The following is a 13,885-nucleotide window of genomic DNA, read 5'->3' as shown; positions in this document are numbered from 1 at the left end:
CGGCTCAGATGTGGCTGTCGCCCATCTCCGTGCCCGGGCGCAGGTAGCAGGCCCAGGTCACCGCCAGGGCCACCACGTAGAAGACGACGAAGCCGTGGAACGCGGCGCTGTAGGCCCCGGTGGTGGTGTTCGAGAGGTTCAGCGCCTGCGGGATGAGGAACCCGCCGTACGCGCCGACCGCCCCGATCAGCCCCAGGGCGGCCGAGGCCTTGCGCTCGGTGGAGACCGCGACGTCCTGCTGCTGCCGCAGCCCCAGCACCCGGTAGATGGAGGGGATCATCCGGTAGGTGGAGCCGTTGCCCATGCCGGCCGCGGTGAACAGCAGCAGGAACAGGCCCAGGAAGAGCCAGAAGTCGGCCAGCGGCAGGGTCAGCACCACGGCCAGGGCGAGCAGCGCCATGACCGCGAACACGGCCACTGTCACCGGGGCGCCGCCGAAGCGGTCCGCGAGCCTCCCGCCGTAGGGGCGGGACACGGAGCCCACCAGCGGCCCGAGGAACGCCAGGGACAGCGCCGCCGCGCCCACGGTGAAGGAGGAGAAGCCGGGGAAGGTGTCCGCGATGAGCTTGGGGAACACGCTGGAGAAGCCGATGAAGGACCCGAAGGTGCCCACGTAGAGGAAGGACATCACCCAGAAGTGCGGCTCCCGCACCGTGGCCAGGGACCCGACCAGGTCGCCCTTGGCGTGGGAGAGGTTGTGCATGTACGTCCGGGCGCCCCACGCGGCGAAGAGGATGAACGGCACCCACAGCCACCCCGCGACCGAGAGCCCGGTCGCCCCGAGGGCGACGAGCGAGACGGCGATCGGGACGACCAGCTGCGCCACGGCCGTGCCGAGGTTGCCGCCGGCCGCGTTGAGCCCCAGCGCCCAGCCCTTCTCCCGCACCGGGTAGAAGAAGGTGATGTTGGCCATCGAGGACGCGAAGTTGCCGCCGCCGAAGCCGGCCGTGGCCGCCAGCAGCAGCATGACCCCGAAGGGCGTGCCGGGGTCGCCGACCGCCAGCGCCAGGCCCACGGTGGGCACGAGCAGCAGCAGCGCCGAGACCACGGTCCAGTTCCGGCCGCCGAAGCGGCCGACCATGAAGGTGTACGGGATCCGCAGCGTGGCCCCCACCAGCGAGGGGATGGAGATCAGCCAGAAGATCTGCGAGTCGCTGAAGGGGAAGCCCGCGCCCGGCAGGAACACGACCGTGATCGCCCACAGCTGCCAGACGGCGAAGCCGAGGAACTCCGCGAGGATCGACCACGTGAGGTTGGTGCGGGCGATCGGGCGGCCGGCGCTCTCCCAGAAGGCGGGGTCCTCGGGGCGGTAGCCGTCCAGCCAGCGGCCGGGCCGCTCGCGCAGCGCCGGCGGCGGCGGGACCGGCGCGGACGACCGTGCCGTCGTCGGGGACGGGTCGATGTGCAGCTCTGAACTCACGGGGACCTCCTGGCAGTGCGGGGGCGTGCGATGCCCCCACCGTAGGAATCCCGTGTTTCGCCCCCCGACGGCCGGGGTAACGCCCCGGTGCACATCTGCTCACGGCGCGCCCACCCCCCTGTGAGCCTGGGGCGCGCGGAGCCCCCAAGTCGGCCCCACCAAGCGCCGAGTCCCCCATGGGCTCGCAAGTCCCCCCGATCGATCCGGGGGAATTGCGAGCCCACGGGGGACTCGGTGATCAGACGGGCTGGGCCTGGGGGGCAGACTTTCAGCGGGCTCGGTCTGTCGGGGGGCGGGCCACCACCCGGCGGGTGATGCCCTTGGAGACGCGGGCCACGAGCTTCTCGAGCGGGCCCTGGCCCACCGCCCGCTGCCAGGCCACGGCCAGCAGCCCGAAGACCACCAGCTGCATCCAGAACCAGAACCCGGGCGCGAGGTCGTAGACCCCCGTGGCCAGGAACAGCAGGTGCAGCGTGTACAGCGTGAAGGTCATGGACCCGGCGGCCGCCAGCGGCGTGAGGGCCTTGCCGATCAGCCGGGCCAGCAGCAGGAAGGCGCCGAGGGCGAAGACCGCCATGCCCAGGCTGACGAACAGCGCCGCGGGGGTGTTGCTGTGCGGGGCCGGGACGGTCAGCCACCACAGGGTGGTGGTCGGCAGGGACGGCTCGGGGCCGAAGACCAGGATCGAGTCGATCTGCTCCTCGGACATCCACGGGGTGGCGGACCAGATCCGCTCGTAGACCCCGAAGACCAGCAGCGCGGCCGTGGACACCGTCCAGGCCAGCAGGGCGGTCGCCGCGCCCACGCCCACCAGCCACTGCTGCACCCGCCGGCTGGTGAGGTTCATCCGGCCCAGGGCCAGGCCCGCGAGCAGGTAGCTCATGTAGGGCAGGGCCGGGTAGGTCCCGGTGAGCAGCAGCTGGGAGAGGACGGTGACCGGCTCGGCGACCAGGTTCCACAGCGTGGGGTTGCCGTAGACGTGGGCGGGCAGGACGTCCAGGGACCACTGCATGAGGAACGGGGAGAGCACGGCGAACAGCACCGAGGCCGCCAGCAGGTGGCGGATCCGCAGGCCCAGGAACGGGATCGCCAGCAGGAAGAACATCCCGTAGTAGATGAGGATGTTGTTCACCGGCGGGGCCACGAAGCCCACGAGGAAGCCGACGAGGGCGATCACCGCGGCGCGGCCCACGAGCCCGGCCCGGTCCCCGGCCAGCCGCCGGCGCGTGTGCGGGGTGCGGCCGCCGGAGAGGAAGGCCAGGCTCACGCCGGCCAGGGTGGCGAACAGCGCCGCCGAGTGCCCGGCGAACAGGGACCAGCTCAGCGAGGCCCGCCCGGCCTCCTCGTCCCACACCGGCAGGGTGTGCACGGCGACCATGCCCAGCAGCGCGAAGCCGCGGGCGGCGTCCACGCCGATCAGCCGGCGCTTGGTGCGCCGCCCGGCGGGGCCGGGGACGTTGAGCACCGCGGTGCCCCCGCCCCGGGTGGCGGTGGGGTCGACGGCGCTCATCGGGCCGACTCCCCGCTGCCCACGAGCTCCCCGGCCGTCACATGCAGCGGCCGGATCGGGTTCCCGCCCCAGGTGCTGCCGGCGGGCACGGTCTCCTGGGCCATCACCAGGGAGCCGGGGCCCACGGTCGCCCCGGCCTCCACGGTGCTGCCGGGGAGGATGAAGCTGTTCGGGCCCAGGGTGGACCCGGCCTCCATGGACACCGGCTGCAGCCGCATGATGCGGTCGTGGAACAGGTGCGTCTGGAGCACGGTGCCGCGGTTCACGGACACGCCGCGGCCCAGGTGGACCAGGTCGAACTCCGGCAGCCACCAGGTCTCGCACCACACGCCGCGCTCGATCCGCGCGCCCATCAGCCGCGCCCAGACGTTGAACACCGGGGAGCCCACGGCCAGGCGGATCAGCCCGGGCACCGCCAGCGACTCGGCGAAGGTGTCGGCGAGCTCGTTGCGCCACACGAAGGAGCTGAACAGCGGGCGCTCGCCCTCGCGGAAGCGGCCCATGAGCGCCCACTTGACCATCACGGGCACCAGCGCGGCCAGCACGCCGGCGGCCAGCACCACGGGCGTGGCCCACAGCAGGGCCGCGACGATGCCGTCGAGCCCGCCCCCGGCGCGCATGTACACGGTGGTGAGGACGTAGACGATGGCCAGGTCGATCCACGCGGTGACCATGAACGGCACGGCCCGCAGGGACTCCACGAGCGCGCGGGCCACCAGCAGGCGCCGGCGCGGCCGGTAGGTGACGTCCTCGTCCGCGGCGTCGCTGACCCGGCTGATCGGCGCGGGCGTCCGGCCGAGCCAGGAGGTGCCGGCCTCGGCGTGCTCCGGGGCGGAGGACAGCACGGCGATCAGGGAGTCCGCCGGGACGTCGCGCCCGGGGCCCACGATCCCGGAGTTGCCCACGAAGGAGCGCTCCCCCACGGTGGAGCGACCCACGTGCACCCAGCCGAAGCCGGTGCGCGCGGAGCTGACCAGGGAGTGGTCGGCCATGAAGGAGCCGGACTCGAACGTGGTCAGGTGCGGCAGGGTCTCCACGGTGGAGATCTCCACCTGGTTGCCCACGCGGGCGCCCAGCAGCCGCAGGAAGAACGGGGTGGCGATCGAGGCGTAGACCGGGTAGGTCGACACGAGGCTCTTCTGCAGCAGCACCCCGGTCAGCCACACGGCCCAGGCCACGGTGCCGTCGGCGCGGTGGTGACCGGGCGTGATCAGCCCGGCGAGCAGGCGCACCACGGCCACGAGCAGCGCGAGGTAGACGAGGGCCGTGAGCACGGCGAAGACCGGCACCCACAGGGCCAGGACGGGGAAGACGCGCTCGTAGAGCTCGAGGCCCTGCACCTGGGAGAACACGATCAGGGCGCCGGGGACCACGGCCAGCACGGGCAGGAACCCGACGGTGCCGAGGCCCAGGGCGTAGAGCAGCCCGCTGCGGATCCCGTGGGCGTGCCCGGGGGCCGGCTCGGGCCAGGTCCCGCCGGCGGGGCCGAGGTCCTCGAGCGGGGAGCCGCCCTGCAGCCGCCCGGCGGGGACGGTGCCGGTGACGTGGGAGCCGGGGTCGACCTCCGCGCCGTCCTCGACCACCGCGCCGGGGCTGAGCAGCGTGCGGGTGCCGATCCGGGCGTGCGCGCCCACGGTGACCCCGTCGAGGTGGAGGACGTCGCCCTCGAGCCAGTAGCCGGCGAGGTCGACCTCGTGCTCCACGGCCGCGCCGGCACCGATCGAGGCGAGCCCGCTGACCGGCGGCAGGGTGTCGAGGTGGGCGCCGCGGCCCACCCGGTTGCCGAGCAGGCGGAAGAACAGCACCATCACGGGGGTGCCCATGAGGGGCTCGAACTTGTTGAAGATCAGCACGCGCTCGGCCATCCAGACCCGCAGGTGGGTCCAGGAGCCGCGGGCGTGGGCGCCGGGGCGCAGGCGGAAGGTCAGCAGCCGGATGAACAGGGCGGTGAGCACCAGGCGGCCGGGCAGGGCGAAGAGCAGCAGCCAGCCGACCACGAGCGGCAGCAGCGGCGGGTTCGGCACCCAGGTGGCGCCGAGCAGGTTGAACAGCAGCCACACCACGATCGCGGAGCCCAGCACGTAGCGCAGCCCCGAGACGGCGTAGAGGCCCGCGAGGAAGGGGACCTGCACGAGCCCGTTCCAGCGCGGGGTGTCGGCCACCAGCCGGGTGCGCGCGGCGTCCTGGGCGGCGGCGTCGACCGGGGCGAGCCCGGCGAGGTACTCGTGCATGCCGGCGAGGGTGGGGTGGCGGTAGATCTCGGCGATCTCCGCGTCCGGGTAGCTGCGGCGGATCTCGGAGACGAGCTTGGCCACGGCCACGGACGTGCCGCCGAGGGCGAAGAAGTCGCTGTCCTCGTCGATGGGCAGCGGGCCCAGCTGATCGGCCCACAGGGCGGCGAGCCACTCGAGCTCGGCGTCGACCTGGGCGTCCGCGGCGTCCGCGCCGGCGGCCGGCAGCGGCCAGGGCAGGGCCTTGCGGTCCACCTTGCCGGAGGTCTTCAGCGGCAGCTCGTCCATCAGCGCCAGCGCGGGCACCATCTGGCCCGGGAGGCGGTCGGCGAGCAGGCTGCGGGCCTCCGGGAGGTTCACCGAGCCCGGGGCATCGGCCACCAGGTAGCCGACGAGGATCTGGTTGCCGGCGGGGGTGGTGTGCACCGCCGCGGCGCCGGCCTGCACGCCGGGCAGGCGGCTCATCTGCTCGTCGATCTCGCCCATCTCCACGCGGCGGCCGGAGATCTTGACCTGGTCGTCGGCGCGGCCCACGAAGACGATGCCCTCGGGGTCGGCGCGCACCACGTCACCGGAGCGGTAGGCCCGCGCCCAGCCCAGGGTGTCCATCGGCGCGAACTTCTCGGCGTCCTTGGCGGGGTCCAGGTAGCGGCCCAGTCCCACGCCGCCGATGATCAGCTCGCCCTCCTCGCCCCAGCGCACGGGGTTGCCGGCGGGGTCGACGACGGCGAGCTCCCACCCGGGCAGCGGCAGGCCGATGCGCACGGGCGGCTCTCCGGTGAGCACGGCCCCGGTGGCGATGACCGTGGCCTCGGTGGGCCCGTAGGTGTTCCAGACCTCGCGGCCGGGGTGGACCAGGCGGGCGGCCAGCTCGTTGGGGCAGGCCTCGCCGCCGAAGATCAGCAGGCGGATGCGGCTCAGCGCCTCGGCCGGCCACATGGACGCCAGGGTGGGCACCGTGGAGACGGCGGTGATCCCCCGCTCGACCAGCCAGGGGCCCAGGTCGGTGCCCGAGCGCACGACCGCGCGCGGGGCCGGGACCAGGGCGGCGCCGGAGCGCCAGGCCAGCCACATCTCCTCGCAGGAGGCGTCGAAGGCCACCGAGAGCCCCGCCATGACCCGGTCGCCCGGGCCCAGCGGGCGCCGGGGCAGGTACAGCTCGGCCTCGGCGTCCACGAGGGCGGCGGCCGAGCGGTGGTTGATCGCCACGCCCTTGGGCTTGCCGGTGGAGCCGGAGGTGAAGATGATCCAGGCGTCGTCGCCGGTGCCGGGCTCGCGGCAGTCCGCCCCGGGGCGGACGCCCGTGCGGGCCTCCAGGGACAGGCCGGCGCCGTAGACGGCGCACACCGAGGCCTCCTCCCACACCGTGGCCGCTCGCTCGTCCGGGTCGTCGAAGTCCACCGGCACGTAGGCGGCCCCGGCGAAGATCGTGCCGAGGATCGCGACGTAGAGGTCCACGGACCCGGAGGGCACGCGGATGCCCACCCGGTCCCCGCGCCCGATGTCGAGGTCCCACAGGCGCTGGGCCTGGGCCTCGACGCGCTCGAGGAACTCGGCGTAGCTGAGCACCGTGGTCCCGTCGTCGACCGCCGTGGCGTCGGGGTGCCGGGAGACGGTGTCCATGACGACGTCCACCAGGGTGCGGGGCGCCGGGGCGGACGCGACCGGGAAGACGGCGCGGCCCGGGACCTGCGGCAGCGACTGCGTGTGCAGGGCCGGGTCGAGCAGCTCGGTGTCCTCCTGCGGGCCGTGGTCCGGGTTCCGGTCCTCCAGCACGTGCCGGCCGCCCCCCGTGCGGGTGGAGCCGCTGCGCATGGTCGAGCGCACTGTCATTGATGTCCCCCATCGACGTTCACGCCGCTGCGGATCTGGCAGCGGCTGTGTCGGCGGGACGCAAGAACCCACAGGGCCGGTGGAATCGGCGTGGAAGGCGCTCCGGGAGCGGGGCACCGGGTCGGCGCACCGCGAAAGAGTCGTTGTCTCGGCTCGATGCCCCCGCACCGGCCTTCCCCCTGAGTCGGTCCCCGCCGACATATTTCTTCTCTACCGCACCGTACGGGCGCTCATATGCTAATGCAAGCTCACGCCGGCGCCGCGCCCGGTGCGCGGCCGGCCGCACCCGCCCTCGGCCGCGTCGTTGCAGGCCACACCGGAATCGGGGAGAGATGGATCACGCGCCCGGCCGGGCCTGCCGCTCACTCCCCGGCCGCGGCGAGGACCTCGCCGAGCACCCGCGCCTCGGGCAGCTCGAAGTGGTCGACGCCCTCCCGGTAGCGCACGCTGGTCCGGCGGTATCCGGCGTCCTCGTAGCGGGCGTGGCCGGCAGCCGCCGCCGCGAGCGCGTCGAACGGGGCCTTCGGGTCGGAGCCGTCGTCGTCGAGGCCCACGTCCCAGTGCAGCAGCAGGTTCTCGAGCTGGTCCTCCGTGGGCCGGGAGGAGCCGGTGGACGGGGCTCCCCCGCCGCCGGTCAGCAGCGCACCGCCTCCCTGCAGGAAGTCCGCGCGGTCGGCGAGCAGCTCGTAGCTGATGAACTCCGCCCCGCCGGAGTAGCCGTGCAGCCAGGTGCGGGAGCGGTCGATGTCGTAGGCCGGGAAGATCTCCTGCTCGGCCAGGGCCAGGAACCACTCCGCGTTGCCGTCGAGGTCCTCCCACCACGTGGGCTCGCCCTGCCGGTCCGGGGTGCGGGGCGCCACGAGCACCGCGTTGTGGCTGCGCGCCACCTCCGCGAGGCAGGAGACCTTGTGCTGGGGGTTGTGGAACTCGTAGGCGCCGTCGCCGTGGAGGCGGAAGACCACCCCGACCGGCCGGCTCCAGTCCACGCCGTCGGCGAAGACGTGGTAGCTGCTGGTCACCCCCTCGTGCTCGAAGGTCGCGTTCATCCGGTCGGCCGGTCCCTCCTGCAGCCGCACGCCTCCGGAGAGCACCGGCCCGTCGCTCAGCGGTCCCCGCTCGCCGCGGGGCGCGACGCGCACGCCCTCCAGCCCGTAGGGGGCGCAGGAGATCTCGTCCTCGGCCGTCGGCGCGGGATCCCACGCCCAGCGGGCGCCGAGCGTCGCGGCGAGCAGGAGGAGGGCGGAACCGGTGAGAAGGGCCACAACGGCCGCCCAGCGGGACCGGTGGTGTGCCCTCTGCTGCCCCGGCCCGGTCTGCGATTCCACCCGTCCATCGTACGGGGGCGCCCCGCGGTGCGGCCCCGCGCCGATTTCCCCTCTGCAACGCCTGCCCCCATAATCGGCCAGGACCGTTCGGGGGGACGGCGCCACGGAACCTCCTCCTGCCGTGATCCGTCCACCGCACCAGAGGAGAAGATTCCGCGTGACCACCACCGCACGCCCTCGGGCCGAGCAGCACGCGCCTGCGACCCAGGCGCAGCTGCAGTCCCAGGAGAAGCTGCGCCGCAGCCTCAAACCGCGCCACCTGACCATGATCGCGCTGGGCGGGGCCATCGGCACCGGCCTGTTCGTGGCCTCCGGCAACACCATCGCCACGGCCGGGCCGGGCGGGGCGCTGCTGGCCTACGTCGTGATCGGCTTCATGGTCTTCCTGCTGATGCAGAGCCTGGGCGAGATGGCCACGTACCTGCCGGTCTCCGGGGCGTTCGAGGAGTACTCCACCCGCTTCGTCAGCCCCTCCTTCGGCTTCGCCATCGGCTGGAACTACTGGTACAACTGGGCGATCACCGTGGCCGCCGAGCTCGTGGCCGCCGCGCTGATCATGCGCTACTGGCTGCCGGACGTCCCGTCCTGGATCTGGTCCGGGGCGTTCCTGCTGATCCTGTTCCTGCTCAACGCCCTGAGCACCCGCGCCTACGGCGAGAGCGAGTTCTGGTTCTCCCTCGTGAAGGTCGTCACCGTGGTGATCTTCCTGGTGCTGGGCATCCTGATGATCGTGGGCATCCTGGGCGGGGAGTCCCCGGGCTTCGAGAACTGGACCACCGGCGAGGCGCCCTTCGTGGGCGGCGGACTGGGGATCCTGGCGATCTTCATGGTGGCCGGCTTCTCCTTCCAGGGCACCGAGCTGGTCGGTGTGGCCGCCGGTGAGGCGGAGGACCCCGAGAAGAACGTGCCCAAGGCCATCCGCACCGTGTTCGTGCGCATCCTGCTCTTCTACGTGGGCGCGATCACCGTGATCGGCTTCCTCATCCCGCACACCAGCCCCAACCTGCTCACCAGCGACGTCGAGGACATCTCCATCTCCCCGTTCACCCTGGTGTTCGAGAACGCCGGCGTGCTGGCGGCGGCCTCGGTGATGAACGCAGTGATCCTCACCGCCATCCTCTCCGCCGGCAACTCCGGGCTCTACGCCTCCACCCGCATGCTCTGGGCCCTGGCCGACGGCGGCAAGGCCCCGCGCTTCCTGGCCAAGGTCAACCGCCGCGGCGTGCCCATGAACGCGCTGCTCGTCACCACCCTGGTGGGCGGGGCGTCCTTCCTGACCACCTTCATCGGTGACGGGGACGCCTACGTCTGGCTGGTCAGCGCCTCGGGCCTGGCCGGGTTCATCGTGTGGATGGGCATCGCCTGGAGCCACTACCGGTTCCGCAGGGCGTACACCACCCAGGGCCACGACCTCGCGGACCTGCCCTACCGGGCGCGGTTCTTCCCGCTGGGGCCCGTGGTCGCGCTCGTGCTGTGCGCCGTGGTGATCCTGGGTCAGAACTACCAGGCCTTCCTCGGTGAGGTGGACCTGCTGGGCGCCCTCACCGCCTACATCGGCCTGCCGCTGTTCCTGGCCCTGTGGTTCGGCCACAAGCTGGTCACCGGCTCCAAGATGGTGCGCTACGAGGAGGCGGACCTCACCCGCGTGCGCGACTGACCGCAGCGCCGCGCCCTCCGCCGAGTCCCCCGTGGGCTCGCACTTCCCCCAGATCGGATCGGGGGAGATGTGAGCCCACGGGGGACTCGGCACATCGCCCGGGCGTCAGGCACACCGGCGCCTGCAGGGTTGCGCCAGGGGCACCCTGCAGGCCGGCGGCGGCGCCGGTGCAGGCGCAACACGGCGTCATGGATGCGCGAACTCGCCGTGACCTCGTGAGCAGTTGGGGGGACGCCACAGGATCGTGGCGTCCCCCTTTGTACCCACGAGGCGGGTGGATGTGCACTGTCCTGCACGCACCGGCGCGGCGACGTCGCGGAGTTGCAGGCGCGAAGAACATCGCTCTTCATGTTGAGTTCCTGGGTGCGGTGACCACGGTCACTGGTGAGGCCGGTGACGGCCCTGCCAGCATGCAGGCACGGGGTTCTGCACGGACATCAGCCTGGACGTTCGCCGGACAAGCGGATCTTCCGGGGACTGTACGAGCGACTCAAGACTTGGCACTTCGCGTGGCCCGTGGGAGCTGTCGCCCCCCGCGGTCGGAAGCACTGTCCCTTTTCCCGCAGGAGCCCGTCACTCCGTGAACCGCAAACCGCACACGACCGTGGGAGCCCTGAGGACCGAGATGACGTACAAAACGACCCTGCAGGGCCGTCTCTTCCCGCCACCCGACGGACAGAGGGGCGTCCCCTCTGCCACCCGAAGAAGCAACCGGTGACCTACGGCCGGCCAGAAGACCTGTTGGAGGAGACCACATCGTGAGCACGTCACAGATCGCACGGCCAGCTGAACCGCCCACACCGGGGCGCTCGAACGCCCCGCTGTTTCCCGACCACGTGCGGACAACGGCGAGCCGATGGACCGAGCGGCTGGCGCTGCCCTTCCTGGTCCTGCTCCAGGTGCTGCTGTCCTTGCGCCTCAGCAACACGGCGTTCGAGGACGAGGCACTTTACGTGCAGGCCGGCCGGGACCTGCTCGAGCACTGGAGGACCGGTGCCTACGTGGTGGAACTGGGGTCCTACTTCTCGGGCGCGCCGGCAGCCTATCCGGTCCTGGCTGGACTGCTGGACGAGGTCGGCGGACTGGAGCTGGTGCGGGCGTTCAGCCTGGCCTGCATCGTCGTCACGATGCTCTGTGTCCGGGCAATCACTGCGCAGCTGTTCGACCGGACAACCGGCGACCTGGCGGGCTTCGCCTTCGCGGTCACGGGTCCCGTGGTGCTGGTCAGCACCCTGGCGACCTTCGACGCACTCTGCCTGATGCTCCTGGCTGTCGCCCTCTGGCTCGGACTGACCCGGACGTCGGTCACCTCGTCCCTGCTGGCCGGGCTCGCGCTCGCCGGGGCAGCGGTGGTGAAGTACACCGGCGCGGCGTTCATCCCGGTCGTGCTGGGCGTGGCGCTGCTGGCCGCGCGCCGGCAGACCGGGACGAAGGCACTCCTGCGGATGGGGATCGCAGCCCTGGTGACAGTGACCACGCTCATCGTCCTGTACGTCCTGTGGGGCGAGAGAGTGCACGAGGGCATCTTCTTCACCACGACCGGCCGTGAGGCGCTCGATGCTGCCCCGCTCTCGTTGCTGCTCGACTACGTGGTGAAGGACATCGGCCTGCTGGTCGTGCTGGCGCTGCTCGGTGGCGTCTTCGTGACCCAGTCCCTCCGGTCGACCCTCTTCCTCCTGGGTCTTTTCGCCGGTGGTTCCGGGCTGGTGCTGAGCCAGATGTATCTGGGAGAAGCCGTGTCCTTCGAGAAGCACATGGCGTACTCGGCCCTGTTCCTGGCGCCCTTGGCAGGCCGGGCGCTGGCGGCCCTTGCGAAGCCCACGGAGCAGGTGATCCTCCTGGTGATGCTCATGGGCGCGCTGATGGTCTCCGGCGTGACCCGCTCCCACGCCATGTACGAGTGGCCGAACATGGAGCGCGTGCTGGCAGAAGTCGAGGCCCAGGATCTGCGTCCCGGCCAGTACTTCTCCACGCAGTCGTTGACGCTGGGCTACTACACCAAACCGGATCACCCTCAGGTCCAGTGGTCGGGCCACTACGACCTGGCGGCGGCAGATCTCGAGGCCGTGGAGAAAGCCGTGAACGAGCGCACCTACGAGATGATCATCGTGTCGGCGGACAGCTCCGGCAATTCCCGGATCGGCGCGCAGATGGAAGCGATGCGGGAGGCTGCGCTAGACAGCCCCCACTACGAACTCATCGCCGACCCCTTCCCGGTGGAGGGCTGGCTCGACGAGGACTGGTACATCTTCCAGCTGGACCGCTGACGGAGCGAGCCGACCGTGGACCTGCCTCCTGCAGGCCTCGCCCGCAGGAGGCGGGTCCACCACCGAGCGGTAGCGGGAGACCACCACGTCGACGAGCCCGGGCGGGACCTCATGGACCACACCGCTCAAGAGCGACCCCCGCCCCGCATCGGCGATCAGCTCACCCTCGGTCCCGACCGGTCAGCCGCACGGTGTTGCTAAGGTGGCTCGAACATGATGCGAGATCAGCCGCCACGGCAGACCATGTCGACCGGCGCACTGCCCACCCGCCGTTCGTTGCACGTATCGCGTCGCTCCGTCCTGACATGGGCCGCGGCGCTGTCCGTACTCACCGCCTGCGCCGAGCCCAAGTCTCCGAGCACCACGCTGCCCGTCCAGCCCCGGACCCGTCCCCTCGAGCATGGCGTCTACCTGACGGAAGGTCCCGCAGACGAAGCAGCGCTCCGCGCATACGAGGACCTGATCGGGTCCTCACCGCAATGGATCCTGCTCTTCTGCGACTGGACCATCGCTGCGCCACCGCTCCTCGAACTGGATGCAACCTTGGCAGCGGGTGCTGTCCCCGTTCTGACCTGGGAGCCTTGGCATGCTCCACACCCAGGATCTCCTGTGGCGGCCACCGACCAATCACAGTTCAGCCTGGCGCGCATTCTTGCCGGGGACCACGACAACCACATCCGGACATGGGGTGAAGCACTGGCCTCCTGGAACCGCGATGTCGTCCTGCGTTTTGCCCACGAGATGAACGGGAACTGGTACCCCTGGGGATTCGGCGTCCAGGGCAACACGCCGCGCCAGTATGTCCGGGCGTGGCACCACGTGCGCAGCATTTTCGCTGCTGCGGGAGCGTCCAGCGTGCGCTGGTGCTGGGCACCCAACATCCCATGGGCCCCCGACGACACATCAGACCATGCATCCTTCGAGGATTTTTTCCCGGGCCCCGGAGCCGTGGACCTCCTGGGAATCGACGGCTACAACTGGGCGTCCACGAACTCGGGGTGGACCGCGCCCGAAGAACTCTTCGGTGCGGGCCTCAAGGAGCTACGCGACCTCCGGGGTGCGCACCCGATCGTGGTGACGGAGACGGCCAGCTCCGAAGGCCTCGAACCGTGGCAGTCGAAAGCGGAGTGGATCCGCCAACTCTTCGACTATCTGGTGAACCAGCCGGACGTGGAGAGTGCCATCTGGTTCCACACCGACAAGGAACACAACTGGCAGGTCGACTCGTCCCAGGAAGCACTCGCTGCCTACCGAGAGGCAGTCGCATCGTTGCGTCCCTGAGGGAAGAGGCGGCTCGACAGCACCTCGAAGAGGTCGGCTCGAGAGGTGCTGGTGATGTGGGGTGGTACAGGACCACGTTGCGGGGCCCAGCAGAAGTGGCCCCCCTAGCGCAACCGCTCCGTTGACACACTTGGTCACGCACGAAGCACCGAGCGCCGTCCATACCACCATTCGGGGGACAAATTTCGCACTACCCCCACACGACCTGGGCTGATGACGCATCATCATTGCGGCACCCGGCTCGCTCCGGGCCGCGGTCAGCATGCTCGCCGCCGGTACAAATATGTGAGTAATCATAAAAAGCCGAGGTTGTGACAATCTTCACCGTGGCCGAGCACTGCCCTCGCCTGCCACCCTTGCA

Annotated in this window: 7 protein-coding genes; 3 read left to right on the top strand and 4 right to left on the bottom strand. The window is 71.3% G+C overall.

Features of this window, described 5'->3' with window-relative positions:
- Positions 1-4 precede the first annotated feature (4 nt).
- The 4 genes from AYX06_RS16220 to AYX06_RS16205 form a co-directional block, all read right to left on the bottom strand.
- Positions 5-1,420: an MFS transporter gene (locus tag AYX06_RS16220; protein WP_084271684.1), complete on the bottom strand. Its 1,416-nt coding sequence runs from the start codon at positions 1,418-1,420 to the stop codon at positions 5-7.
- A 268-nt stretch (positions 1,421-1,688) separates the two neighbouring features.
- Positions 1,689-2,930, bottom strand: a complete 1,242-nt coding sequence (locus AYX06_RS16215; protein WP_062736651.1) for a heparan-alpha-glucosaminide N-acetyltransferase domain-containing protein — start codon at positions 2,928-2,930, stop codon at positions 1,689-1,691.
- Positions 2,927-6,994: a Pls/PosA family non-ribosomal peptide synthetase gene (locus AYX06_RS16210; protein WP_232319335.1), complete on the bottom strand. Its 4,068-nt coding sequence runs from the start codon at positions 6,992-6,994 to the stop codon at positions 2,927-2,929. The genes AYX06_RS16215 and AYX06_RS16210 overlap by 4 nt, the downstream gene beginning before the upstream one ends.
- 362 nt (positions 6,995-7,356) lie before the next feature.
- The gene (locus tag AYX06_RS16205; protein ID WP_186815608.1) at positions 7,357-8,319 is read right to left on the bottom strand and encodes a hypothetical protein; all 963 of its coding nucleotides are present in this window, start codon (positions 8,317-8,319) and stop codon (positions 7,357-7,359) included.
- A gap of 214 nt (positions 8,320-8,533) precedes the next feature.
- On the opposite strand from AYX06_RS16205, the gene AYX06_RS16200 reads away from it, so the two are divergent.
- The 3 genes from AYX06_RS16200 (at position 8,534) to AYX06_RS19430 (ending at position 13,524) form a co-directional block, all read left to right on the top strand.
- Positions 8,534-9,976, top strand: a complete 1,443-nt coding sequence (locus AYX06_RS16200) for an amino acid permease (RefSeq protein WP_062737132.1) — start codon at positions 8,534-8,536, stop codon at positions 9,974-9,976.
- A 758-nt stretch (positions 9,977-10,734) separates the two neighbouring features.
- The gene (locus AYX06_RS16195) at positions 10,735-12,243 is read left to right on the top strand and encodes an ArnT family glycosyltransferase (protein WP_062736649.1); all 1,509 of its coding nucleotides are present in this window, start codon (positions 10,735-10,737) and stop codon (positions 12,241-12,243) included.
- Positions 12,244-12,456: 213 nt separating this feature from the next.
- Positions 12,457-13,524 (top strand): glycoside hydrolase family 26 protein, encoded by a 1,068-nt coding sequence (locus AYX06_RS19430; RefSeq protein WP_084271683.1) that lies wholly within the window; start codon positions 12,457-12,459, stop codon positions 13,522-13,524.
- Positions 13,525-13,885 lie beyond the last annotated feature (361 nt).

This window comes from Kocuria turfanensis, from assembly GCF_001580365.1.
Taxonomy (GTDB): Bacteria; Actinomycetota; Actinomycetes; order Actinomycetales; family Micrococcaceae; genus Kocuria; species Kocuria turfanensis.
This window is presented reverse-complemented; position numbering and strand designations above follow the sequence as displayed.